Source organism: Chitinophaga eiseniae (assembly GCF_012641265.1).
In the GTDB taxonomy this organism is placed as follows: Bacteria; Bacteroidota; Bacteroidia; order Chitinophagales; family Chitinophagaceae; genus Chitinophaga; species Chitinophaga eiseniae_A.
Window position 1 is genome coordinate 1,178,735 of the sequence record NZ_JABAHZ010000001.1, and the last position, 26,558, is coordinate 1,205,292.

Sequence of the window (26,558 nt, forward strand, 5' to 3'; positions counted from 1 at the left end):
CATTACTTACTACACACGGATAATGAAAAACCCTTAGTTGCGTTTTGGTAAATTCATGTTATAAAAGATGCCCAGCTGAAAGCCTATCCAGGTTTTCACATTTCCATTACTGCCATAGTTATCGCTGAGCGTATAGGGAGGTTTGGGCAGCGTAAAAAAAGCATTCATCGCTTCCATACCTGGTTTATCCAGCGCCTGGAATTTGCCATTAAAATCATAATAACGCATGACCATGCGATTAAAGGATAATCCCCCTTGCAGGCTAAAATGATGGCCTAATTTTTTTTCTGCTATCAGTGCCAGTTTCAAGTGTTGCGTTTTCATCGTGGAAACTAACGTCATAGTGTCCCAGGATTGTTTGAGCTGGCCGGTAGTCCCTTGCAGGTGTAGCCGCCAATCATCCGACAATCGTATAGAGGTACCTGCGCCCCAGCGCAGGCTGGAATTGCTAAAGTCGCTGCTCCAGGAGCCGATGCCATACAGAAAAGGGAATCCCAGTTGCACGGTGGGGTTTACATAATTCATTTCATCTGCCGATACGCCGGCGTTGAGCAGGAAGGCAAAGGGGCGTCGTTCGCTGCTTCCATTCCCTTTCATAGCCGCCGGCCGTTGATAGCGGCTGGCAAAGGTTTCCTGCAGCCATGATTGCAGCGCGCTGGTTTTGCCGGTAGCAGTTGCCCTGGCCTTATCGGTTATCGGTGGTTTTGTTTTATCCGCAGCCGTATCTTTTCCTGGGACGATAACAGGCATATACTGAGAGGAATCGTTTCCTTTTTTCCAATGCCATCCCGGACGCCAGGACCATCCGCCCGTTAAGGTCAGTTGCCTGGAACTATCTGCTGGCGGGTATAGCCGGCTAAATGCCGTGTCTTTTTTTGAAAGCGTCCATGCGGTATCTGCCATGAAAAGACGGATAGCCGTATCAAAGTTGGTGGGTATAGCGGGAGAAGGATATCGTGGAGGCAGCGTATGTAATTGTTGACGCCATGGGGTAATAAGAGGGGCTGGCGCTTTCGTCTTAGCGGTCATTTTCGTTACCGGATGTGCCGGCGCCGGTTTAGCACCGGGAGGTGGATTATCAATGAAGATAATGTGTTCGCCTAAAATCGTATAGTAGATACCGGTATATTGCCTGATCTCCGCCAGCAGCTTTGCCATAGACCTGGTGCCGCTACCCACGCGGATGATACGGCCCGGTGGAAACTTGCGGGTGTTCAGCGAAAAGCGCGCGCCCGTCTGCCGGCTGATTATTCCCAACAGCGAATCAAACCGGAGGGCAGTTCCCGGAAGCACTACCTGCTTTTGCAGGTTTACTTTTCTTTGTGCGTTGGCAGGGCTGGCGACAACCAGGGCGATTAACACAACTATGATGCAGCGGCCAATATTATTCATTACATCCCCTACCACTGATATACACCGTATCTTTTTCGATCCTGCATTGAACATTCAACGTAATTGAGATAACATCAAAAATAAATTCCTTCGTTTTATTATCGAAAGAACTGCTCATGGTACAGGCTTCCAGTTTTTTATTTTTAAATACTACACGTATACCATAGGCTTTTTCCAGTTGTGTGGCCATATCTTTCAGGCTGGCATTGGTAAAGGTGAAGGACTGCAGCGGTGCTCCAACAGCCGGAATGGAATCGGTGATGAAGCGGTGAAGGGCTTTGTCGTAGCTGCCTGTTTGTCCAGCTTTCAATATGATACCATCTTCGTTCCTGTACATTTTTACCGCACCCGTATTTACCTGTACCCTGATGAGCTCACTGTCTTCCCTCACACGGAACACCGTACCCAACACCTGCACCTGGATATCTCCCACACGCACCCTAAACGGTTTAGCTGGGTTGGAAGTTACATCGAAGGTGGCATTACCTGTCAGTTGTACCTCCCGGGTGGTGCCGGAGAAACCGGGCGTGTAAGCAATCGTGCTGCCTGGTTGGATAATAGCCAGCGAGTGATCCGGTAATATATCCTGTAACGGGGTGTCCTGTGCTGTTCGGGTGATCAGTGCCAGTAGCGGTTGCCCGGTGTTTTTCTTTTGCCAGCCCACATACAGACCGGTGGCGCCCAACAGCAGCAGCACAGCGGCAGCAATACTCCAGCGGATCGCTTTTATCCTGCCGGAGGATTTAGCCGGCGCCTGTGCGCGGATAGCTGCTAAAATGATTTGCGGATCAGGAAGCTGCCAGGAAGGGCCGGTGTTGGCGCCCTCCCATACTTTCATAGCCTGTTCAAACAGGCGCCGGTTCCTATCATCTGCCTTCACCCAATTATCCACAGCCATGGCTTCTTCCGGAGATGCTTCTCCGGAAAGATACTTAGCCAGTACTTCCTCATCTACTTGTATGTGACCGGGACTATTCATCGTTAATAATGTTAGCTATATCAGGAAAAAATGATCACCAGGATAACAATTAAATCTCCCAATTTTTCCCGTAAAATTTTTAATGCTTTGCCCATTTGCGCTTCTACCGTTTTTACCGACAGGTTCATTTCTGCGGCAATAGTTGCATACTTTTTACCTTCAAAGCGGCTCTTAGTAAAGATCAGCTGACATTGAGGAGGCAGTGCAGTTATCTCTCCCATGATACGCTGGTTGACTTCTTTGCCGACCAGTTGATTTCCCTCCTCATAACCTATAGCATTGCTTTCTGTGGTATAGCGGTCTCTTATCTTATCGTGCCGTTTTACATTCAGGCAATAATTGTATACGGCTGTATAGAGATACGATTTTACAGATTGTTCTTCGTCGATCGTACTTCTTTTCTCCCATAGTTTCAGGAACACCGCCTGTACTGCGTCTTTTGCCTGGTCGTTGTCTTTCAGGATTGTAAAGGCATAGCGATGCAGGCTTTCATAGTAAGTATGAAAGTAGTGTTCTACAAGTGAAACCAGTTTGTCATGACTTTGCTCCATTTCCAGTGGCAGATGCAACTCTCTTTGCTGTTATACCTTTAATACACCTTACCCGAAAAATCCCCCTATGCCGGCGAAAAATAATTTTGGCTTATTTTTTAATAAATGCTACCAATGCGGGCAGTAACTCCGGGGCCAAAGGTAAGGGAGCATTTTTATCCGGCCCTATATTATTGTTACTTTTCAGGGTATGCGTCATGCCAGGTACCATCAGCAAGGCGGCTGCAGGCTTGCAGTGGTGCAGGATATCCAGTTGCGCGGGAGGCACCTGTACATCGGCCGAACCGCCTACCAGCAGTATGGGTGTTTTTACGGAGGCCAGTAAAGTACAGGGCACATACTTAAAGGTGCTTTTCCAGAAATTATACAGGGAGGGAGCAAAGAGCATTCCTAGGTCGGGGGGTATGGTGGTGGGATTGTTGCCTTGGCTCAGCGTGGCTAAGATATTATCCAACTGCTGATTCAGGGAATCGCTCAGGCGTGGTTTTAATTGCATGGCCAGCAGTTTGCTCATGGGTTCTCCCGGGGGACAGAGCAGTACCAACCGGCGTAACTTCCTTTCTCCCGCCACTTTGCTGCCTATAAGGCACCCTTCACTGTGCCCCATAACGGTAACGTCAATAAACCGCCTGTCTTGCAGCAGGTGGTCTACCCAGGCAATGGCGTCGGTAGTAAATTCGTTGAGGGTCGTTTGATCTATCGGTATAGAAAATCCCTGGCTCTCTCCTACTCTGCGTTTGTCGTAGCGCAGGGAGGCAATACCGCTGGCGGCAAGGCCGGCAGCCAGTTGCTGGTAGGAAGCGCTGTTGGGTAACGGCAGCATCACATTATTCCCATTGCGGTCGGTGGGACCAGATCCGGCGATGATCAACACTATGGGGACGGCTGTTTTTCCCGGGGGCAGCGTCAGCGTGCCATGGAGCGTACCACCGTCTTTCGTGGTGATGGAGTCGGCGCTTTCATTGGATTGCAATACCGGCGCATTAGTCCGGGCTTCTTCTATAAAAAATCCTGTTATCTTATGCTGCTGGCTCAATGCCACTTTAAACGTAATATACCCGCGGGCAAAGGTATTGGCAGCGAGTATCACGTGCATACGGTCGGCCGGAATTGTTTGCTGGTTGGTGAATGCCACCCACTTGCCATAGGCCAGTTCCAACTGTTGCCAGGTACTGCCGAGCAAGGCGGCGGTCAGCTTGTCCTTTACCGCAGGATCCACCGCCTCCCGGGCGGCCTCCCAGTTGCCTTTGCCGAGTTGTTCAAAGAAGAAGCTGACAACGCTGTCTTTTTGCTGTTGGTCACGCGAAGGTACAAGGGAAGAAAGGCGCAAAGGCGTAGTTTGATGAATATAAGATGCTGTTACCATTTGGCTACAGCCTACTATCAATAAGGTTAATAGACGTTTCATAGTATTAAGCTTGATGAATTAATTTTCTGTAGAGGACAAACGAGTATATGATGGGTATCAGCGTGGTAATGACCAGGACAGCCAGCATGATGTAGCGCGACTGATAACCGGTGGCCACTAAGGTAGCGATAAAACCCAGGGCGCCAAACACGAAAAACAGGACGCCTCCCAAACGATGTGTTTTCTTCCACACCGTATCGTTCCTGAGCGTCCAGGGCGTGCGGATGCCCAGGTAGCGGTTGGGGCGCACATTGTACAACAGGTTGCCGGTAATGGCAAGAAACACCAGGACAAACTGTGCTATCATTCGTTCCGGGTTGACATGGATACCGGCAAGCAGTATACAAAGGGGACCGATAGATGTTACCACATGGGTGCTGGCCCAAATGACCACATAGGATTTACGTGCCAGCGGTTTTTCATCGGCATATTTATACATGATGGCGTATACCCGGTAAATAAAGATATTCAGTAGCACCAGCAACCCGGCGCCCCCGATGTAAGCCAGTATAGAAGAGCTTCCAGTAGATAACTTACCGGCGCCTACGAGCATTTCATAAATCGGGATACCCGTAAACAACAGTACCAGCGCTACTTTCATAATATATAAAGTAGGACCGATGGCTTTGATTTGCCGGTCGGCGCCGGGCTTTCTCGAGTTTATAAACATAGGGATGCTCATCGCGGCGTATACAATGAGGCTGCCGATCAGCATGGCGCATACGTTTCCCAGCGGCGACATGTAGGCATTGGCGATCCACTTCCCATCCGCGCCAATTGTGTAGTGCGATGGCAACGTAGGTGGCAGTTGGGTCCGCAGGCATAGGTATACCACGAAAGGTGCGCCCATAACGGCCAGCAGCGGGATCTCCCTCAACCATTTATTTTCCTTCATAACGGGGTGTTATTTTCTTCCTGAGAGGTAGGGTATCGGCGGTAAACTGCAGCATCCACTTTAATAACTCATCCATCACCGTGGTGTTAAGCGAATAAAACACAAACTGTCCCTTTTTCACGCTGGTCAATAATTCCGCCTGTTTCAGCAGATCCAGGTGATGCGAGATCGTTGGTTTGGAGAAATTAAAGTGGTCGGCAATCTGTCCCGCCGTCATGTCTTCCTGCTTCAGCAGCTCCAGGATATCCCGGCGGGTTTTATCATTGAGCGCTTTGAAAACGTTGTTCATCAGATATATATTTAGACAACTATCTAAATACAAAATTAGGTGAACGGAGGTAATCTGCAAAATATTTTCCCACGCAAAGAAGCAAAGAGGCAAAGCAGCAAAGATTGTAGCGAATTTTAAGTCCGCGGCGTTAACGTGATATGTAAACATATTATGTAATCTCCCCGCTTTGCGGACTTAAAATTCGCTACAATCTTTGCTGCTTTGCGCCTCTGCGTGACACGATAACATTAGGGTTGAATCGTTATCTGGGCGCCCTCCTGCCAGTGCTTATGCTCCGGCGTATAATACAGGTAACAGTTGCTGGCCTTGGCCTGGTAGTTACCCGGCACATCTGCTTTAAGATCGAGTTGTACCGTCTTTGTTTCGTTGGGCGCGTATCCCATCCAATACAGCACCAGGTAGTTATCGAAGATTTCGTAATACGCAATTTCCTTCTTGTCCGTCAGCTCCTTCAGCTGCCAGGGCTGCAGCGACAAGCCAGCCGGGATCCCTATTTTGGCCAGGGACATGGGTTGCAATACATTTTCCCGGTTCTCCACGGAGATGGTCATCCGCACCGTTGCCCCTATCTTGGCGACCGTATCACTTAAGCTGGTAGCCAGCCGCAGTGGTGCTTCCGGGTTACCGGGTGGTTGGAGGGTAAAGTACGACAGCTGCAGGTTGTAGGGTAATCCGCCTTTGGGGTTACTATAACGGACATTAAAAATGTTGTCACCGGTTTTCATCAATGCCACCACATTGCTGTCAACAGCCAATGCATGACCATTCACCTCAAAGTTGAGGCTGCCGGCGCTTTCCGCGGTGCCTTTTATCTTTATATAATCTACTATTGCCTGCAGAGCCAGTACAGTAGCCTGTGTAGCGCCGTAGCCATAGTAGGTTTTCTCTGATAATATGCGGGAGATGACATCCGCTATCATGCCTATTTTGGGCGATTGCTGCCGGGCCAATGCCATGGCGTACAAAGCCCATGTTTCCACCCGCAGCGATGCATCCCTGGAGTTAACGACGGTAGTAGTCGCCTGGAAATGGCCCTTTTCGTATAGCCCTTGCAGTTGTTCCATGAGATAATCATAGTCCGCGTTATTTTTCATATTACTGGCTGCCAGTGCCATCAGTGCCATCTGGTAAGGATCGCCGGAGGCCAGCGCTTTTTTAACGGCCGTGGCATATTCCAATTGGATTTCCTTGCCGATACCGGCCTGCGTTAACGCATACACGATATACAGGTTGGCAATGGCATCTGGCACGGCAGCGAACCTGTCCAAACCTCTGCGGGACAGCTTAAATCCTCCTGCCCCATCGCGGCGGCTCAACAGGAAATCTTTGGTTCGCGCCAGCATATCTTTATCTACATTGATGAACGCCTGCATGTCCGTAAATTCCAATAGCCCATAAGCTGTGAGCGCTTCATGCGCAGGCGTATTGCCAAACCATTCAAAGCCATGATCTGCGGTTTCGTAGCTCACCAGCCGTTTGTAGCCTGTTTCCAGGTATTGCATTGCTTTTGCCTCCACTTCCGGGCTCGACTTACCCGATTCCCGCAGGTATTTGAGAATTAAAATATTCGGATAGGTAGCGGAAGAGGTTTGTTCAAAGCAGCCATGAGGTTCCTGCAACATCGACTCAATACCATCTAACAGCTGACCTTCTACGGAGCTAAACACTTTCAGCTGTGCGTGCATGCTTCCAGCCAGTGGCCGGGTAATGCTAAAGGCATGATGTGCTGACTGATCACCGGAAAAAGTTTGCGTTACGGGGAAGCCTTTCTGGGCCACCGTTATAGGGAGTGACAATACTTCCTTCTCACCGGCGCCTTTCACCGTAAATTTCACAATGCCGGCTACCGATGTTATTGCTTCCAATGGGATTAATACCTGGCGGGAGCTGTCGGCCTCCAGGGTTACCTGGCTGGTAAACAGCCCGGTGCTGATGCCTTCGGGTACTGCGATGCTGATATCAAATACTTTTGTGGCGCCGCTGTTGTTTTTAAGCACCAGTGGTATCCTGGCGCGATCGCCTACCGTGAGGTAAGGAGGAATTTTAGCATCCGCCTGCAATGCGTTCCGGGCAGACCAGGTAGTTTCGGTATGCCCCGGCTTTCCGTTCCAGGCAATGCCTTCGGCAATAGCCCGAAAGGTGGTGGCAGCGTCGGAGTTATAAAACCGCAATGTGGCTACTCCTTCCTTATCTGTTTGCACTACCGGGTTCCAGTAAATGGTTTCACGGAAATCTGTTCGTTCGTCCGTTTCCGTGTTAGCATAGTGAGGAGCATAAAAACGGCGGGCCACCGTATATGCGTCAACGTTATCACCAATATACCGGAGGCTATAATAATTTCTTTTATGCAAGCCTACCTTAATACGTTCCCAGTCGCCGTTTTTCGTATTTATGATTATCACGCCATTAGCCCCCTTGGTGCCGTAGATGGCTGTTGCGGTAGCATCTTTTATAACTTCAATAGAGGTAATATTATTCGGGTTCAGGTTAGCATCCAGTGCGGTCATGGGCACACCGTCTACAATAAAGAGCGGTTGACCGTTGCCGGTTAAGCCCCTGGCGCCTCTCACCTGTATTTCGGGTGCTGCGCCTGTATTAAACTGGCGGTTGACCACAATGCCCGCTACCCTACCCTCCAGGGCATCTACCGCATTATTTACCGGTTTGATGGTCACATTCATTTCTTTTCTTTGCACCCCATATCCAACGACTATTACTTCATCGAGTTTTTTATCATCGTTTAATGCCTCCCACTCCCGGGTTTTGGTGACCTTCTTTAATTCCGCGACGGAAGCGGGGCGCTGTGGACTGGCCAGTTTAAGCGGTGCAACGAAGGGATTATCGCCATGTTCCAGCATCTTGCGGGTACGGATCGCATTTTCATCATTTCCACTTTGTTCGATAACAATGGTTACCGGCTGTTTGGAATGCAGCGGTTTTGCGGCAAGATAGTACCCTACCTGCCCCTCCAGGTCGGAGAAGAAAAACGTACCATCCTCGCCGGTATTCATCTGCCGGGCTTTCCCCTGGTTGCTCATCTGTATCAGGAATACGCTGGCTTTTACAGGATGTCCTTCATTATCACGAATGGTACCACTCACCACATATCCCCCGGTAGGCATATATTTAAGCGATTTACCGCCCTCCACTTCCGGCAGATAGTCGAAGTAACGATAGCCGTGTGTGAGCATTACCAGGTCCAATGCAGGCAATGCTTTAGGCGCTTCTCTCCGGAAATAAAATAAAGGCTCAAACACTTTACCATGCAGTTCAGAGCTGAGGAGTAGCCAGGACAGGATATGATCCTGTTTATCATCGGCAAACGACCAGCGTTTATCATCCATCACCGCCAGTGATAAATTGGATGGTAGTGGTATGCCTTTATCATCGGTGGTTTTGACGGTCATCACTACCTCTTCTCTTGGCAGGTAACGGCTTTTATTGGTGCTGATATTTACCTGCAAGGTTTGGTCCCTGTTCAGGAAGACCAGCCGCTCCGCCAGTGGCAGCCCATTTTCGCGGGATAAGGTAAATTGCGCAATACCGGTGGGAAACAAGGTGGTGTCTATTTCCACGGTCTGCGTTCCCCTTTCCAGGCGCAGGGGTTGGGTATAAAAAGTTTTGGCTTTAGTTTGACCAGTTAATACCAGTTGTTGTTTCCCGGAGGATTTGAGCAATGCATACAGCTTGCCATCTTTTCTCACAAAATTCATGACCACTCCTTCCCTGGTAAATAGCGGGAAAGCGTACTCCTGGCTGATATGTAAAGGCGATGTGATTTTTACCGTATATTTTTTTCCGGCCTGCGGCGTGAAGGGAAACTGCCCCATACCAGCGTGATAACTTTCAAAACCGGCTACATTATTCCCGGAGTTGTCGTACACGGCGCCTCTTACATCCACCGGTTTGCCAAATTCGTTGACCGCCCGGAAGGCAATATTGGAGCTGATTCCTGCTACCAGCGTGCCTCCTTCCGGCAGTAATTGAAGGTCAATTTTGTTTAGTGTAATGGGGATACTCCGGGAAATAGATTCTGTGTAGGCATCATAGTCGATCGTTACATTGAGCAAACCATCGGCGGTTTGCAAATCATTGGGCAATGTAAATGTCAGCCGGGCCTTACCGGCGCTGTTGGTCTGCGCTTTGCCGGTAACGAATTCTTTGCCGGCCAGGGATATCTTATACCTTATTTTATAGTTGGAGATGGGTTGATCGGCGAGGTTGCGAACGGAATAATCTGCCACCACCTCATCGCCGGGGCCATATCCTTTCTTTGGGAAATCCAGTTGCATCAGTATCCTGGGGCTGATGGCCTGCTGCATGGTAATTTCCTTTTCAAAGAAGGTACTGTCGTTTTCATTCCGCATCCAGGTGGTATAGGCTCTTATCTTATATACACCACCGGGATCTGCTTTGTCGAATGTAAAAGAGCCTTCCGTATAACCATCGGTCACTTTATAGTTCATCTTTTTGAGGATGTTACCGGCAGGGTTCATTACCTCTACGATGGCTACTTTGCTGAGCTTAGCGGGCCGCTGGTCTTGTGCGTTCACCAGGTAGAGTTTAAAGAATACGTCGTCGCCTGGTTGAAAGAAGACGTGGCTGGTATGGATATAAATTTTCTCCTTATAAGTAGCATAATCGTTCGTTTGTGCATGGGCTACAAACATGGCCAGGAGGTATACAGCGATACAACAGATGATCTTTTTCATAACAGTTAAAATTGAATAGATGCGTTAATACCATAGGTTTTTGTAGCGGGGAGATTGAAATAATCGAGGCCTATGCTATTGGTTTGATCGAATAGCCGTTGCTCCGGATCCACCCCTTTGTAGGGTGTCCACAGCACCAGGTTGTTGACGTATGCGCTGAGCGTGAGCTGCCGGATTCCCTGCCGGAAAGGCTGGCGGAAGCTTAGTTTCAGGGTATTAAGCCGTAGCTGGTCCGCTCTTTCGATATAGTCGGCCGCTACGCCGGCTTCCCCATATCTTACCCAGCGATTGGTTTCCAGCGGCAATTTGGGATCATAAAAGCTGACCGGCGTATGATTAGGTGCGCCGTTCGTTAATACTCCCGGGAAGATATAGCCGTTCACGTTACGATCCTGCGCGGAGCCCTGTGAGCGGCCGTAGTAATCGAGTGCTGCCCGGGTGCCGTTCCAGCGGTCGCCTCCTTTCTTCCATTCCACGTTGACATAGAGGTCTAGCTTCCACCAATGCACGGTATTGTTCCACTTCACGATAAAATCGGGATGAGGATTTCCGATAATGGCGGTGTTCTTTGCCACCAGGGGAAAACCATCAGCGCCTATCACCCGGTTGCCCCGGGCATCTCTTTCCCAGGTACTTCCCATGATCACTCCCATAGGTTGCCCGGCCACCACGGCAGTATGTACATCGCTAAATCCGGCCATGGGTACGGGCTCTGCGGAAGAAAGCACCGATGTCACCTTATTCCGGTAAGCATAAAAACTGAGTGTATGACTGGTTTGCAGACGTTTGTCCTGTGGGGCGATCTGAAATAACCACAGCTCCAGGTCTATTCCTTTGGTTTGGTGGTTAGCTACGTTCACGAGTTGGAAATTGTTTTTTTCAAAGATGGGCAACTGGTCATCCGTTACCTGTTTTAGAAACAGGGTACCGGTGAATCCCAGCCAGCGGCTTTTATTAACAACCAGGCTACCGGTCCAGTCGGTGTGATGTATGGGGGCCAGCTGATCGAAGCCGGCGATTTCTTCTGCCGGCAGGTATTTGCCCGCTTCGCTTACTTTATAGCGGAGGAGACTGATATCGGCCAGTGAGCCGGACAGCGGTAATTCGGTGTTAACCTGTGTGTACAAGGTATTGATGCTTCCGCTCCAGCCGTCGCCAAATTCGCTGAGCCTGACGGTCGCTTTAACAGCCGGCAGCAAGAAGTCCTTCCGGGTAGCGGTGTTGGAGACATAGACTTTGTCTTCCAGCCCGAGGGAAAAGAACCAACGGTCAAGCGCATACGAAGTATTATAGCTAAGGCTTAGTTCATGCTGGGAGCGGGCGTAGCGATAGTACTGTTCATTGGGCAGGTATTGGATACCGGTGCTGACGTTGGTAAAAATATACCGGGCGGTTATATCACCATTCAGGCTGTAGACCCCGTACGGGATGTTGCGGTAAGCTTCTCCTTTGAGCTGGTATAATTTATCCGTGGCATTGCGGTATAGTGGCTTCCCGGAGGGGAAGCTGCTGCTGCCAGGCTGGTATCCTTCGCCGCTGTTGCTGGTATGCCGGTCGAACAGCTGGCTCAGGGTATACTTCACTTTTTTGTAGCTATTTCTTTCCAGTACCAGGTTCATGCGACGGCTGGTGGCGTTGGCGTAGTGACTGGGGTTATGGAGGAGGAAGCCGGGGTTGTCGGCCAGGAGGCTATAGCTTCTCTGGCCGGCTCCCAGCGTGTAGCCCTGTGCGTTATCGAAGCTCACAGGGGTCAGGATAGACTGGCGGTATACCTGGTTCAGGAATCCGTTGCGGTTGGTATTTGAAAAGGCGTCATCGGTATATTGGATGGTGCCGGCGATGCGGAGCCATTTTATCCGGGCGATGGCGGTGGCACTGAGTTCTTTGTGATAGTTGTTGTTGTCGCGTATAACCGTGTTTTCATTGCTATGCCCCAGGTGCAGGTTGAGCTCCATTATATTATTATGTTGCTGCATCAGCCTGGATTGCAGGTCAAAGCTCTGGGAAAAGCGACTGCCGGTGTGGAAGATACTGTTCATATAGGCGATGGCGTTATGCCCGTTGCCTGTTCCGGCAGGCACCAGTTTCCCGTTGATGTCCCATGTGTAGGCGCTGCCGTCGAATTCGAGGCTATGCAGTGCCGGTCCATAGCTAAACAGTTCATTGGTTTCAGGTCCCTGCCAGGCGCCGGAGCGGCCTTGTACAAACTGTGTTTGCAGGGCTGGCTGCCGGTTAACTGTTTTCAGTTCCATGGTGGCAGAATAGACGCCTTTAATATACAATGTGGTGGGGTATTGCTGGCGCATGACCAGTTCATCGCGGCGGACGGCCAATTTCCGGAGTGGCGTGTTGGCGGGCGCCATATTCTTTACCTGCAGCGTGTGATAAGTGGAATGCCTGGATGGTACTATGCCGTCGGTGTGTATAAGGCGTTGATAGTCGCTGGAAATAACCGGGGTTACCGGCTTATTTTCCTGGGCCATTAACCCGGCGGGGAGCAACAGTAAACAGTATAGATATTTCAAAGGGATATATTTTTGTTTTTCTCAATATAAATAACTTATATTATCGTATATATGTCATTGTTATCCGGATGAAGACATGGAACTAAAATTTATGTAAACGCTATAAATATTTATTAACCAGGACGATACTTTCAATGTGACCAGACTTTTTATCGCTGTCCGGCGGCATGATGCTGGGGTGGTATAAATTCCATACGGGTTTTAAAAAAATTTTGGGAATTTTTTGAGGTAGATAAAAAACCGGCATGATTTTGCAAGCTGAAGCGTCGTATTAAAAAATAAACAACATACAATGGCGTGATGGCCAGTTGAAAAAAGATACTTAACTTAAGAATTATTATTTCATTACTAAAACACAGTATGACTATGAAAATGAAACACCTGACCTCACTCGCCCTTGCTGCAGGACTTATGTTTATGATTTCCTGTAAATCAAAACCTAAAGATGCGGACATCAAAGCTGCGGTAGTAGCGGCTTTACAGTCGAGTCCCGGCGTTAGCGCTGACGTAAAAGATGGTGTAGTTACGCTTACGGGAGCCGTTGCCAATGAAGCGGACAAAGATGCGGCAGAAAATACAGCCAAAGTAACAGCTGGAGTAAAAAGCGTGGTAGACAACATTACCGTAACGCCACCTCCTCCACCTCCTCCGGCAGCTCCTGTTGCCACTGCTGATGATGCGCTGAAGACTTCAGTAGCAGATATCGTAAAAGATTTTCCTGGTATTACAGCAGATGTAAAAGACGGTGTTATTACTATTACCGGGGAAGCAAAAGCAGATCGCTGGAAAAAACTGAAAATGGCATTGGATGCGCTGAAACCTAAGAAAGTTGATGCTTCCGGTTTGAAAGTAAAATAATTTCCACCCCTAAATTTATTAATCATGGCATTACAGGATAAATATAAAGAGCTGATTGATGCGGCTAAATCCTCCGGCACCACCAATCTCCAGGTAGCTGAACAGGATGGCGTATTACATATTGATGGCGAAGCACCCAGTGGCGCTGTAAAAGACCAGCTGTGGGACATTTACGGCAAGATAGATCCTAACTTCCTGGCCGGCGATGTAGTCATGAACATCAATGTAGCAACGGCAGTAGCGGGCGCTAAACTGACGGTGACTACCGACTCTACCAACCTGAATATCCGTAAGGGTCCGGGCACTGATCAGCCGATTGTAGGTAAAGCCGCTCACAACGAAGTGGTTTCACTGATCAGCAAACAAAGCGACCAGTGGTGGTTAATCCGTACTGATGGCGGAGCGGAAGGATATGCCTATGCGCAATACCTGACGCCTGTTGAGTAAGCACGAGTAAGAGATCATAAAAAAGAGGTTGTACGCTGTACAACCTCTTTTTTTATGGGAGGATGATGACTTAACGGGCAGGAATACACGAAATCCATCAGGGTTGTACATACTTCAGTCCTGCTGGTATCATGGTTTTGCTTCTGTTATAAATATCTACGAACAGGGTAATGGTATCTTTTGAAGTGGCTGTTACGAAAACATATTTATCCAGTATGCCAGGTTTGGCCACGCCAAATCGTTCGCTGACGGCGGTGGAGGAGCGTCCGGGAGCCGGTACGGAGGAGCGTTTTACCAGCACCAGCGCCTGGTTATCTGCCGTCACTAGTCCCGCCAGGTAATCCATTGTATGAAGGATGCTTTTCTCCACAGTACCTTTTTTAAGTTTCACGGGGTTGGCCGCCGTATAGCCATAAGAACTGTCGTTGGCAACAGGCAGCGAGGCAATCTCCTTCTGCGCAGTAGCGTTACCCATCAGGGTAATCAATAACAATACACATGAAATTTTCCTAAAGTGGCGTATCATAATTTGAGGGTTTATGAGGATTTCTATTAGCTAAACATCACAGGATCATAATGGAATTTCAGGGATCAACTTATTAAAGATAGCATAAAAAATAACACCACCGGCACTGGACAACATTTACCGTTGATCATTATTTTTTTGAAAACCATGTAATATGTATTGCATACTACTATTAAATACATATATCTTTGCATTACATCAACTATCCATTTATACGGTATCTACAGCCAAAAAATCATGTCATGATCAAACACATTAAATTATTTACGATTATAATAGGCGCGCTGTCACTGCAAGTATCAGGCGCCCGGGGGCAGGCACCGGCGGCGCTTTATGCGACCTTGAAAGCAAAGGACAGCCTGTTGTTTGATATCGCCTTTCAAAGCTGTAATGTTCAACGGTTACATGAAATCTTTTCTCCGGACTTTGTATTCTATCACGACAATGGGTCTGATGGTCCCACAGGAACACAGTCGCTGGCCAATTTTACTGACAACATCCAGCGTCGCTGTACAACCCATACGCCGAAGATGCGACGTGAAATTGTTGGCAACAGTCTGCAGGTGATCCCGGTCAACAACCAGGAGGCGATACAAACCGGGATACAGCGCCTGTATGTGCTGCCGGAGCAGGGAGGGGAAAAGTTGGTGGAGGAATCTAAATTTACGCGCAACTGGAAAAAGCAGGGCAACGACTGGAAGATGGTGAGTGAGCTGGACTATGCAGTAAAAACCAGCTTCCCTGATGCCGGGCAGGCCCGTTATGTACCGAATCCGTTTGTGCCCTCTTCGGAGCCATTATATGAAGTGATTGCGCGGCAAGACAGCCTGTTCTTCCATGCCTACAACAACTGTGATATGGAAACGATGACCAACACATTTAGTGACAGCCTGGAATTTTATCATGACCAAACAGGTTTGAGTGCTTCCAAAAAAGATGTGCTGGAGTCTACCCGTAAAAATATTTGCGGCAAGGTAACCCGGGAACTGGTACCCGGCAGCCTGGAAGTATACCCGATTCACGGTTATGGCGCGGTGGAAATAGCCTACCACCGGTTTCATAATAATCAACAGCCATCCGGTACGCCGTCTAAAGCCAGTAAGTTTATTGTGCTCTGGAAAAATACGGATGGTCATTGGCAGATATCCCGGGTTATTAGTTTGCACTAATACCTGGTTCCGGCGCCGGCATTACCGGCGCCGGGAATGATTAGTCTCTCGTTTTTGCCCGGATCACGGACAACGAATAAGGTGGTAACGTATAGTTCAGGGTTTCTCCCGGTTTAAAGTCTGTAGTCTTGATCACGGGTTGTGTGGACGTTTTGCTTTCGCCGCTGAGCACCGTGATGACGGCCATTCCTGAACGTGCTCCCAGTGGAGGCAGTGAAGCAGTAGCGGTAACCGGTGTATCACCGGCATTTACCAGCTTAATAATCACGTCGCCGGTTTTGGTATCCTTTACACAGGAAGCGCTGGCAGTGTGGCTATCCGCCGGTGAAAATGATACCACGTTATCATAATACACGTCTCCATTGTTGCGGGAAAATAATTGCTGCACATAATAATTGGGCGTCAACGACACGCTGCTGCCGGTGAAATAGATCAGGTTGGGGTTCCAGGAGGTATGCGCCGTTCTGGCCAGCAGCGGCGCATAAGACGCCATGCTTACCACATCGCCGTTGCGTTCCAGTCCCGTCATATACAAAGCTTCCGACATGGCATTGAACAGTGTATTTCCCTTAGAAGCATACTCGCCGATATAAACTTTGGAGGCATTCCGGTTGTATTGATCATAGCGGTGGGTATGTGCCAGGAACCATTCGGGGTTCTCATAATAATGTTCATCCATCATTTGCCAGCCGTATTTGTTGGCAAATGCCCAGCCTTCCTCAAAATCCTCTCCTTCGAAACCGGGTCCGGAAGTACCGATCAACGTGATGTTGGGGTATTTTTTCTTCACCGCGTCATAAATCATTTTAAACCGCTCCCGGAATTCCGGTGTTTGTTTGTCTTCATTACCGATGGCCAGGTATTCGAGATGGAAAGGCGCCGGATGGCCGGCAGCGGCTCTTTTTGCGCCCCATTTAGAAGTGGCGGGGCCATTGGCATATTCTACCAGGTCGAGGACCTCTTGTATATAAGCCGGCATATCTGCCAGGGGCAGGGCTTTTTGCCCGGTGCCGCCGATCACCCAGGTACCGCCTGAGTTCTGGCAGCTCACCGCGGCAGGCACTACCGGCAGAGGTTTGGCGCCAATGTCTTCACAAAACTGGAAGTACTCAAAATACCCCAGGCCGGTGGACTGGTGGTAAGACCAGATATTTCTTTGCTCCTTCCGCTCTTCTACCGGGCCGATGGTATTCTTCCAGCGATACATGTTATCGAGTCCATCGCCGTGTACCAGGCAGCCCCCGGGGAAGCGCATAAATTTCGGTTGCAGATCAGCAATGGCCTGCGACAGATCGGAACGCAGCCCGTTTGCTCTTCCATGGAAAGTTTTATGCGGAAATAAGGACACCATATCGATGGCCAGTATCCCCTTGGTTTTGGCTACGATGGCCAGCCTGGCGCTATCGTCGCTTTTGCCGGGTGTGAGTGCCAGGGAATACTTTTTCCAGTTTTTGGCATCTGCTGTAAAGGTCGTTTCAGCGTAAATCTCTCCTTTCTTACTTCTCAGTTGTACCGTGACCGGGATTGGTTGCGCCGACAACAAGCGGGTGAATACCGAAAAGTCGTACTGCTCTCCTGCCCTGATCACGATGCCATCGAAACCTTCATTTACCAGTCCAACTCCTTCCTGTCCGGCATCGTCTACGTTGAGCACCACATAATGCGGGTTATTGGGATGCACCGGCGCTTTTGTTTCCACCGACAAGGAGCCATATCCATAGCCTTTGGTGAGGTACTCCCAGGCCGTGAGGGAATGCCAGTTTCTACGGTCGGCGGGCGTATATTCGAACGACCTGTTCTGGATCAGTTCTGCGTAAAGTCCTCCATCCGCTGCATAGCTGATGTCTTCGAAGAAGATACCAAACAAATTGGGCGAAATAGTTTTCGCAGGGATACCATTTACCAGTGGCCCGGCTGTTTGCTGTTGTGCGTAAGTAACGTTGGCTGACAAGCTGCTGAGTACTGCTGCCAGGCATGCTACCATACCAGGGAGCGGTCTTTTGGCAGCATACCATTTGTTTGTGTTTTTCATAACCGTGAATGCTTTTCCCGGCAGCATTGTATATATTTTGCCGGCTGTTTTCAACGGAAAAATAATAAATTATTTTATTAATCGTCAATTTGACAATTATTTTTAAAAAGCTGAAGGCATAAAGCATAAAGCAAAAAGCTATTAAAGCGAATGATCCGAGCGAGTAAATATCCGCTTAGATGGATTCGCTTTAATAGCTTTTTGCTTTATGCTTTATGCTTTCTGCTTAGTCTTTCAGCTTATTAAATTCTTCCCGGGTAATGGCTACCACCGTTCCATGGCGGAGCCCTTTGGGCATGGTCAGTTTGTCTGAGATGTCGGTCCAGGTTTTCCCATTGTCTTCAGACCTTACGGCGCCGTAGCTGCCCTGGGTATATTTATCAAAATAAACAATCCACTCCTTCCCTCTTTTCAATACCGTAGGACCTTCTGCCCAGTATTGACCAGTGATGGGCGCTGACGGTTTTCCGTATCCCCTGGTCAATTTATTGCTGACCGCAACGCGGATATTTTTTTGTGGCGGCTTCCTGGTTTCGTCTTTCAGGAACATCACGTAACGGTTGTTGTCGGGTATGATGGTAGCATCTATCACGTTGAATCCCTGGTCGTACAGTACCTGCGCAGGTGTGAACGTTTTAAAGTTTTTAGTGGTGACGTAATACAGGCGGTGGTTGTATTTATCATCACCGCTGGTATCCCCGGCAGGGAAACGCCCCGGAATGGTGGTAGCCCAGTAAATCATGTAGGTTTTATTCCGGGCATCATAGGTGATTTCCGGCGCCCAGCAGTTGAGTGCGCCGGGCTCGTGCTCCATGACGGGAATGTCTTGCTGGGCCGACCAGTGCAGCAAATCCGGGGATGAAGCATAGCCTATCCCTTTTTCATTCCAGCTAACGGTCCACACCATGTGAAACAATCCATCGGCGCCGCGGATTACGCAAGGATCACGCATGAGTTTATCCTTTCCCGCGGTAGGCTGCAGGTAAGAACGGCCATTGCCCAGTTCCTTCCAGGTATAGCCATCCTCGCTATACGCAAGGTGCAGACCGTCTTGCCCGTTATCTTTGAAATAAGAAAATATATATATTGAATCCTGTGCTGCTGCTACCTTCACCATGCCTATCAGCAGGATGACCATCCAGATTTTCTTCATAAATGTTATTACTGTTTTAGTTGATCTATACAATATACCGGTTTTCCCGTTTAGGAGAGAACCGGTTTTCATAGGTTTCCGTTTATACGTAAGCGATGTCTAAAGGTGCTGTAACGTGGAATTTTAGCAATACTATATCGACGTCTAATTAATTGTCAATTAAACATTTAATTGCAAGATACAAATATCTCTTTATAAATAATGAAAATAACTGGCGGCAGGTAATAACCGGTTTAGTACCTTGCCATTGAAAAAAAATATTTTCTTGTTAACCGGAACAGCAATGTCAGTATTTGAAGAACAGATCAGCCGGATAAAGCTCAAATTGGCCCAGGCGCGTAGCGTAGATGCAAAGCGCAAAACATTTGGCGCCAGCTATCACCGATACAAGCTGTACAAACCGCTCAAACCTAAGCAGGTAGCCGCGTTTGAACTTACCCAGGGAATTACGTTACCTGCCTGTTATAAAGCCTTTCTTACCGCTATAGGCAATGGAGGTCCATCCTACATGGATTCCGCCGCCGGGCCATTTTATGGTATTTATCCAATGGGAGAAAATACGGACGAGTTTTTAGAAAATGCTGCCAGCTACCTGCGGCAGGCAGTTACCATTTATCCCGGCATGACAGCAGCTTATTGGGAAGCCTTAAAACAGGACTTGCTGGCCGATGATCTGGCAGACGACGTATATACGGCGGCGTTAGGTCTGGTGTTTTCCGGCATATTGCCTATTGGATCGCAGGGATGCAGTTATTATCATGGATTGCTACTGAATGGCCCGCACGCCGGCCGTGTGGTAAATATTGACCTGGACCTGGCGCAACCGGTGTTTTCCTTTGCCGATAATTTCCTGGACTGGTATGAGGGTTGGTTGAACGAAGTTATTTCCGGCGATCTTACTGCCGATACAGCTCCCTGGTATGGTTACCGGCGGAGTGGAAGTATGGCCGCCCTGCTGGAGCAATATCAATCGTCTACAGACCCGGTATTTAAGGCGGAATGCCTGGATGGTATCGTTGCGAAAACGGTATTGGGTACCGTAACAACAGATCAGCTGGAAACTGCCCTGCAAAATGCGGATAAGACAACTCATCTGCGATGGTTACAAATATTAACCAAGTTTGATTATAACCGCGCAAAGCCCCATCTGCTGGCTTCCTGGGATGACTACTTCCCAGACATCGTTAAATTTATATACTGGTATGCAAAAGACCACTGTGCAGAATGGTGCGAGCTGGTGGTGGCCACGCTACCACTTGTAAACGATGGGGAAACATTCCGGTTCTGTACTTATCTCCTCACCGAAAGCCAGTACCCTTTTGGCCCAGTGGTAGCGCCTCTTGTACATCATGCGCTGGCTGATATACGTGTTACGGCATTATATACCCTGGGCAAGCTGGACGATAAAGGCGCTTATCTCTCCTCTTTTATCAGCGGGTTGAAGGATGAATCGGAAGACGTTATCCGCACGGCCCTGCAGGCATTATCGGGGATAAAAGATCCGCAGCTGTTGCCCATATACAAGGACCTCGCCTCCAGGTCGCACAGCGCTGACTCCTACATCTTATCTAACCTGAAGCAACGTTTGGAAGAATACCCGCTCACGCTACAGCAATTGCAACAGATGCCATAGCCCTTAAGGGGCTTCATTAAGGGTAGTAAAAATCATGTCTGTGAGATCGAAGCGAGGGAAATCGCCGGTGTTATTCAGCAGTATCACTACCCCTGCCTTGCCCGCTTGCCGGGCGAACATGGTATAGAAACCCATATCTGTCCCGGGGTGGTAGATAATGCGATTGGCTTCCGTAGATGCGTCAAACTGTCCCAAGTCTATCATCCAGCCATAGCCGTACCCTGCATCCCAATCGGGGTACAAGGCATGCTGTTGCCACATTTCCTCCAGCCGGCGTTGTGGCAGCAACGTATGTGTAGCGAGGGCGTTATTCCAGCGAAGGAGGTCCTCCGCCGTAGAAACAATGCCGCCGGCGCCCAACGTGTTGTTGGTATAATAGGCTGGCTCCGGGGCGTTATCGATATACCCTGCAGCCGGCTGCCCGGCAACCGTGGTATCCCTGCTTCCTGCATAAGTGTGCCGCATCCCCACCGGCATAAAAATCCGCTCTGTCAGTACCCGGGGAAATGGCTGATGACAGATCACCTCTATCACACGGGCCAGCACCACATAGCCGCTATTACTATATTGAAAACGGGTACCTGGTATAAAATCCAGGGAGTCGCTGCAGAACCGCGTCACCAGTTCGTCCAGGGAAAACGGCTGATGCAGTATGCTGAAAACATATTCGTTGTTGCTGGTATAATTGGGAATCCCTGACTGATGCGTGAGTAGCTGTTCAATCGTTACCTCTCCATGCGCATAGCCGGGTAAGATCTTCTTTACTTCATCGTTTAGGTGCAGCTTTCCTTCTTCCACCAGTTGCAGGATTATGATCGCCGTGAACGATTTGGACAGGGAACCAATCCGATATTGGGTGAGGCTATCTGCAGACTTTTGCTGTTCCTTATTAGCGTAGCCGTAATGTTTAACGTAGCTGTTTCCCTGGTTATCCCTGATCAGCGCGGTGCCATTGAATTGCTGATGTTGATGATAAAAGCTCAGCAGGGAGTCGATTCGCTCTATGGGCGTCCACTTCATTTTCCGGGTACGTATTTGCCATTGCTTTTTCAGGTTAGCCGCTTCATTTCTTGCACGCAGGGTAGCGAAAACGGTTGCTGCATCGAAGTCGGCCAGCTGGATGGTGTTATTACGCCAGAACGCTGTATCAGGTGGTAAGGTATGGAATTCAATCAGCTTGTCGCTTTTGATTTTCTGACCTGCAATTCCTTGCCCCGTGGCGGCGGTATCTACATTGGTAATGATATAATCGACCTTGGTATGACTGGTAAAATTATAGCCGCGGTTTTTACTATGGATATTTATATCGGAGTAATTTACGGCGTTCGATAGTACCCACCGGTTTCCCACTTTGTTGTATTCCACTGCCACGGTTTCTTTCAGCCGTTTGATGTCCATGCCCAGCATTTTAAGCAGGGAGCGGGTTACCATATCGCCATAGCGGGCATAGGGCAATCCTTTGGGGCTCAGGGCATACTCAACTTTCAGAAACGCCAGCGAGGCTTCGTCTATATAAAACCTTCCTTTGTATAAAGATTCTTTTACGTCCTCCCGTTGATCAAAGGTAATTTCATAAGCCGGTTGTCCTTTGTAGTTAATGATACCTGTTAATGCAAACACATACTTGCGCCATGTGGCTGCGCCGAACATCCCATTGCCTGTCATACTATTGACTACATCAAATTCGAACAGGTTGTTGGGTTTAAGTCCCCATTCCACGCCATGGGACGCTGCTTCATCTTTCACGGCCCGCATACCTTCGAGGTATAGCTGGTTGGAAGCTGCGCTACCATACCCTTCGCCATAAATATTAAAAACGGCTTCCGATAGCTCCAGGTATTCCTGGTCTTTTTTGGTAACGGCCCTGTAAAAACCTTTTAACAGGTAAGGGTTGGTGAGATAGTTCCCTGGTATTTTCTTCACCGCCTGCTGCAGTAATTTCAACGGATCCCTGATACCTACGGCAACTTCCTTCAGCTGAATGCCCGTGGCCTCCAATGCGATCATGGCGTCGGTGGTCATTTGTGCGACCGGCAGGTATTGTACCGCGTAGCCCAGGCAGGAAATGCGCAGGGTATCCTTTTGAAAACCGGCGGGTACCTGCAGGCGAAATTCGCCGGCTTCATTGCTGATAGTGCCTATACCGGTTTTATGCACCGTAATATTGGCGGCAGACAATGGCTGGTGACTGGCCGCATCTATCACTTTGCCGCTAATGCTGCGCGGGAGCTGCTGCGCCCATGCCGGCCTCACTAAAGTACCGAGGCACAAGAAAAGAACCAGGTAGATTTTCATTTGCATAAGCCGTAAAAGGAGCCGTTAAATTATGTTATTCATTGGGGAGACATTGGGCTAACGGTGTTAAAAAAAACCAAATTATGGCGATGGCAAGACAAGAATACATGTTTTTCCGCATCGCGTAAATCAAATTCCGTATCGGATTATCCCCGGCGGCATAAGCATCCGAATTTTGCGCCAGCAAATTAACATGCCTAGGATTATGGATACATTATTGACAGGAAAATTTTTCAGCCGTACCATCTGGTATGGATTGCTTATCAACCTGCTCTTTTGCGGAGTGGGATTTGCTTCCGACATTGACAACGGCGGCAGCATAAAAGGATTGATTACTACCTCAGACAACAAACCAGCGCCCGGCGTAGTAGTGGTGTTAAAGGGCAGTAAGAAGACGACCGTAACAGACGACGATGGCAACTACCTGCTGCGTAACATTACGCCTGGGCAATACACCCTACAGGTATCACTCACGGGTTATGAAACCAGCAGTCAACCGGTGACCGTAATAAAAGATAAAACCATTACCATTAATCTCCGCCTGAACATATCCGAAAAGAATTTAAATGAAGTAGAGATTACCGGTACCCGTAATAAATACACGAAAAGCAACAGCGACTACGTAGCCAAGCTGCCGCTCAAGAATATTGAAAATCCGCAAGTGTACAGTGTTATTTCGGCCGACCTGCTAAAAGACCAGGTAGTGAGCAGTTTCGACGATGCCTTGAACAACGCACCGGGGCTGAGCAAACTGTGGTCCTCCACCGGTCGCGAAGGCGATGGCGCCGGCTACTATTCCCTCCGTGGATTTGCCGTACAGCCTACGCTGGTAAATGGTTTGCCTGGCTTAACCAACGGCGGCCTGGACGTGATCAACATTGACCGGATTGAAGTGGTAAAAGGCCCATCGGGCACACTGTTTGGCAGCTCTGTTATCTCCTACGGCGGTTTGATCAACACCATTACCAAAAAGCCTTATGATCATTTTGGGGGAGAGATCAGTTACACCGGTGGCAGCTATGGTCTGAACCGCTTAACGATGGATATTAATACCCCGTTGGATAAGGATAAAAAAGTGCTCCTGCGTGTAACCGGCGCCTATCATGATGAAAACAGCTTCCAGGATGCAGGATTCGCGAAGAGACGTTTTATTGCACCCTCCCTCACCTACAAGGTAAATGATCGCCTTACGCTGATGCTGCATACAGAATTCCTGTCAGCCGAAAGCACCAATCCCACTATGTTGTTCTTTGACCGCGGATCATCGCTGTTTGCCAAGAACCTGGCTGCGCTGGGCTATGATTACCGGCGCTCTTATACCAGCAATAACCTGAGCATTAAAACGCCTACCTCCAGTGTGCAGGCACAGGCAGTATATAAACTTTCCGATGCGTGGACATCCCAGACGATTGTGTCGAGAGGAACGGCCAAATCTGAAGGATATTATTCTTACTTGTATGAAGGATCTGCCAGCACGCCTGGGTTTCCGAATATCTCCCCTACTTTTGCCCGGTATATCAGCTACCAGAACGGTAGTACCAATACCACGGATATCCAGCAAAATTTCATTGGTGATTTCAAAATAGGTCAGTTCCGCAACCGGGTGGTAGCCGGGCTGGATTATTTCAGTCGCGGTTCCGTGAGCAGCGCCACCGGCTATGCCATGAATGGCATCATCAATATGGCCGGCGCCGACAATGGCATTCTTTCCAAACAGCATACTGATTCACTGCTCAACGCCTTGCCCCTGCAAAATGCCAACCTGAAACAGGATGTGTACAGCGCGTATGTATCCGATGTGTTTAACTTCCTGCCTAACTTATCAGCGATGGTAAGCCTGCGCGTGGATCATTTCACCAACGGGGGACTGACACTCAATAAGAACGACAAATACGAGCAAACCACCGTATCGCCTAAGTTTGGCCTGGTATATCAACCTATTCCCAATATCTTGTCTGTTTTCGCCAACTATATGAATGGCTTCTCCAACGCCAACAGCTCACCTAAGCAGCAGGGCGACAACAGTATCAAAACCTTCAAACCTGAGCAGGCCAACCAGCTGGAAGCGGGCGTGAAAGCCAGTCTGCTGGGAGGTATGATCACCGGTTCTGTAAGTTACTACAATATCAAGGTGAAAAATATTATCATGGAAATGCCCCATCAACCACGGTATTACAACCAGGGCGGGGAAAAATACAGTCGCGGTATCGATGCGGAGATCACGGCCAACCCGGTAGCCGGGTTAAATGTCATTGCCGGCTATAGCTACAACGACAGTAAGATCACCAAAACAGACGCCGCTGATTATATGAACAGGCGTCCCGAGGAAGCTGGTCCGCAAAACCTGGCTAACCTTTGGGTAACCTACAAATTCCAGCGGAGTGCTGTTAAAGGGTTCGGTATTGGTTTTGGTGGCAACTACGCTGGTGAAAACATTATCCTGAACCGCGCTACCACTGGTACTTTCACATTACCTTCCTATACCGTGCTGAATGGTTCCCTGTTTTACAACACCAACAAATTTGGCGTGGCGTTTAAACTGGACAATCTCACTAACCAGATCTATTATAAAGGCTGGAGTACCCTGGAACCACAGATGCCCAGGCGCTTTTCCGGTAACGTAACGTATAAGTTCTAAAACTATTCTCATCTGTATAACCGACAGGCGCTTCTGCAGAGAGGCGCCTGTTTTTGTTTACGGCTTGTCCTTTTCTGACGCATGAATGTCCTTGGGTAGTTGCTGGTAGCGCAATACCTTTGTAGTATGACGAAGAGAAAAATTGTATTCATCTTGTTACCACAGGTAGAATTGCTGGACCTGGCGGGACCTGCACAGGTATTTACCGAGGCCAGGAGCCAGGGGCTGGCCGCCGATGTAATATTTTGCGGGTTTCATCAGCCGGTCAACAGTGCGGCAGGTTTGGCGCTGGCACCCGCGTTGCATTACAACGATGTAAGCCTGGATACCAGTGATATCATTTTTCTGCCGGGCATACATGCCGAAACACTTTCCCGTGAACCGGCTGCCGAAAAGGCTTTCCTGGAATGGCTCCGCAGCCAGGCGGGGAAAGGCGTGTTGATTTGCAGCGTTTGTAATGCCGCCTTTGTGCTGGCCGAAGCGGGACTGCTGGATCAGCGGGAGTGTACTACTCACTGGAGATCTGTAAAAATGTTACAGCAGCTGTATCCTGCCGTCAAAGTATTAACGGATGTATTGTTTGTAAAAAGTGAGCGAATCTATACCAGTGCCGGTGTCAGTTCGGGTATAGACCTGGCGCTATTTGTACTGGAGGAATGGAAGGGGGCGTTGTTTGCCCACCAGGTAGCCAGGGGGCTGGTGGTATACCACCGGCGCAATGCCGGTCATTCCCAGCAAAGTATTTATCTCGCTTACCGCAATCATATACGGGCGGAAATACACCGGGTTCAGGACTATATGATCGAACACCTGTCTACCGACTGTGACCTGGATACGCTGGCGGATGTTGCTGCTATGAGCCCCCGTAACCTGGCCCGGGTGTTTAAAACACAAACCGGCATCACCGTTCACCAATACCTTACCGCACTCAGAATGGAAAAAGCCCATACCCTGCGTAAAGATCCCGCGCATACCATGGCTTATATTGCCAGCCAGTGCGGCTTCACGTCGGCCCGCCAATTACAGCGGATACTTCTTCCTTAAAACAATATC

Annotated in this window: 18 protein-coding genes; 6 read left to right on the forward strand and 12 right to left on the reverse strand. The window is 49.0% G+C overall.

Translation table 11 applies throughout. The annotated features are described in order from the left end of the window. Positions 1 to 33: 33 nt before the first annotated feature. The 8 genes from HGH91_RS04635 to HGH91_RS04670 form a co-directional block, all read right to left on the reverse strand. Positions 34 to 1,446, reverse strand: coding sequence for a hypothetical protein (locus HGH91_RS04635; RefSeq protein ID WP_168737259.1), 1,413 nt, complete (start codon positions 1,444 to 1,446; stop codon positions 34 to 36). Then, positions 1,385 to 2,371, reverse strand: a complete 987-nt coding sequence (locus tag HGH91_RS04640; RefSeq protein WP_168737260.1) for a FecR domain-containing protein — start codon at positions 2,369 to 2,371, stop codon at positions 1,385 to 1,387. The genes HGH91_RS04635 and HGH91_RS04640 overlap by 62 nt, the downstream gene beginning before the upstream one ends. 20 nt (positions 2,372 to 2,391) lie before the next feature. Continuing rightward, positions 2,392 to 2,940 carry an RNA polymerase sigma-70 factor gene (locus HGH91_RS04645; RefSeq protein ID WP_168737261.1) on the reverse strand — a complete coding sequence of 183 codons (549 nt, stop codon included), beginning with the start codon at positions 2,938 to 2,940 and terminating at the stop codon, positions 2,392 to 2,394. A 73-nt stretch (positions 2,941 to 3,013) separates the two neighbouring features. Continuing rightward, positions 3,014 to 4,330, reverse strand: a complete 1,317-nt coding sequence (locus HGH91_RS04650; RefSeq protein WP_168737262.1) for an alpha/beta fold hydrolase — start codon at positions 4,328 to 4,330, stop codon at positions 3,014 to 3,016. A gap of 4 nt (positions 4,331 to 4,334) precedes the next feature. Continuing rightward, complete coding sequence (locus HGH91_RS04655; protein WP_168737263.1) at positions 4,335 to 5,225, reverse strand: SdpI family protein; 891 nt, start codon at positions 5,223 to 5,225, stop codon at positions 4,335 to 4,337. Continuing rightward, positions 5,212 to 5,514, reverse strand: a complete 303-nt coding sequence (locus HGH91_RS04660) for an autorepressor SdpR family transcription factor (protein ID WP_168737264.1) — start codon at positions 5,512 to 5,514, stop codon at positions 5,212 to 5,214. The genes HGH91_RS04655 and HGH91_RS04660 overlap by 14 nt, the downstream gene beginning before the upstream one ends. 230 nt (positions 5,515 to 5,744) lie before the next feature. Beyond that, positions 5,745 to 10,229 (reverse strand): TonB-dependent receptor plug domain-containing protein, encoded by a 4,485-nt coding sequence (locus tag HGH91_RS04665; RefSeq protein ID WP_168737265.1) that lies wholly within the window; start codon positions 10,227 to 10,229, stop codon positions 5,745 to 5,747. Positions 10,230 to 10,234: 5 nt separating this feature from the next. After that, on the reverse strand, positions 10,235 to 12,754 hold the full coding sequence (locus tag HGH91_RS04670) for a hypothetical protein (RefSeq protein WP_168737266.1): 2,520 nt from the start codon (positions 12,752 to 12,754) through the stop codon (positions 10,235 to 10,237). A gap of 366 nt (positions 12,755 to 13,120) precedes the next feature. Between HGH91_RS04670 and HGH91_RS04675 the strand changes: the two genes are divergently transcribed. Next, on the forward strand, positions 13,121 to 13,612 hold the full coding sequence (locus HGH91_RS04675; protein ID WP_168737267.1) for a BON domain-containing protein: 492 nt from the start codon (positions 13,121 to 13,123) through the stop codon (positions 13,610 to 13,612). A gap of 24 nt (positions 13,613 to 13,636) precedes the next feature. Further along, positions 13,637 to 14,059: an SH3 domain-containing protein gene (locus HGH91_RS04680; protein ID WP_145665712.1), complete on the forward strand. Its 423-nt coding sequence runs from the start codon at positions 13,637 to 13,639 to the stop codon at positions 14,057 to 14,059. Between the two features lie 97 nt (positions 14,060 to 14,156). Here the strand turns inward: HGH91_RS04680 and HGH91_RS04685 are convergent, their stop codons facing one another. Beyond that, complete coding sequence (locus HGH91_RS04685; protein ID WP_168737268.1) at positions 14,157 to 14,585, reverse strand: hypothetical protein; 429 nt, start codon at positions 14,583 to 14,585, stop codon at positions 14,157 to 14,159. A 242-nt stretch (positions 14,586 to 14,827) separates the two neighbouring features. Here HGH91_RS04685 and HGH91_RS04690 point away from each other — a divergent pair, with 242 nt between their 5' ends. Next, positions 14,828 to 15,754 (forward strand): nuclear transport factor 2 family protein, encoded by a 927-nt coding sequence (locus HGH91_RS04690; RefSeq protein ID WP_168737269.1) that lies wholly within the window; start codon positions 14,828 to 14,830, stop codon positions 15,752 to 15,754. 40 nt (positions 15,755 to 15,794) lie between these two features. Here HGH91_RS04690 and HGH91_RS04695 read toward each other — a convergent pair whose 3' ends face one another. Both HGH91_RS04695 and HGH91_RS04700 read right to left on the reverse strand, forming a co-directional pair. After that, positions 15,795 to 17,786, reverse strand: a complete 1,992-nt coding sequence (locus HGH91_RS04695) for an alpha-L-arabinofuranosidase C-terminal domain-containing protein (RefSeq protein ID WP_247651647.1) — start codon at positions 17,784 to 17,786, stop codon at positions 15,795 to 15,797. 226 nt (positions 17,787 to 18,012) lie between these two features. Further along, complete coding sequence (locus HGH91_RS04700; protein ID WP_168737270.1) at positions 18,013 to 18,939, reverse strand: glycoside hydrolase family 43 protein; 927 nt, start codon at positions 18,937 to 18,939, stop codon at positions 18,013 to 18,015. Between the two features lie 283 nt (positions 18,940 to 19,222). On the opposite strand from HGH91_RS04700, the gene HGH91_RS04705 reads away from it, so the two are divergent. Continuing rightward, positions 19,223 to 20,572, forward strand: a complete 1,350-nt coding sequence (locus tag HGH91_RS04705; RefSeq protein WP_168737271.1) for an SMI1/KNR4 family protein — start codon at positions 19,223 to 19,225, stop codon at positions 20,570 to 20,572. A gap of 3 nt (positions 20,573 to 20,575) precedes the next feature. On the opposite strand, the gene HGH91_RS04710 is transcribed toward HGH91_RS04705, so the two are convergent. Further along, complete coding sequence (locus HGH91_RS04710) at positions 20,576 to 22,867, reverse strand: serine hydrolase (RefSeq protein WP_211092197.1); 2,292 nt, start codon at positions 22,865 to 22,867, stop codon at positions 20,576 to 20,578. Positions 22,868 to 23,072: 205 nt separating this feature from the next. Here HGH91_RS04710 and HGH91_RS04715 point away from each other — a divergent pair, with 205 nt between their 5' ends. Beyond that, a complete protein-coding gene (locus HGH91_RS04715) occupies positions 23,073 to 25,505 on the forward strand; it encodes a TonB-dependent receptor (RefSeq protein WP_168737273.1) in 2,433 nt (810 codons plus the stop codon). A 126-nt stretch (positions 25,506 to 25,631) separates the two neighbouring features. Next, on the forward strand, positions 25,632 to 26,549 hold the full coding sequence (locus tag HGH91_RS04720; protein ID WP_168737274.1) for a GlxA family transcriptional regulator: 918 nt from the start codon (positions 25,632 to 25,634) through the stop codon (positions 26,547 to 26,549). Positions 26,550 to 26,558 lie beyond the last annotated feature (9 nt).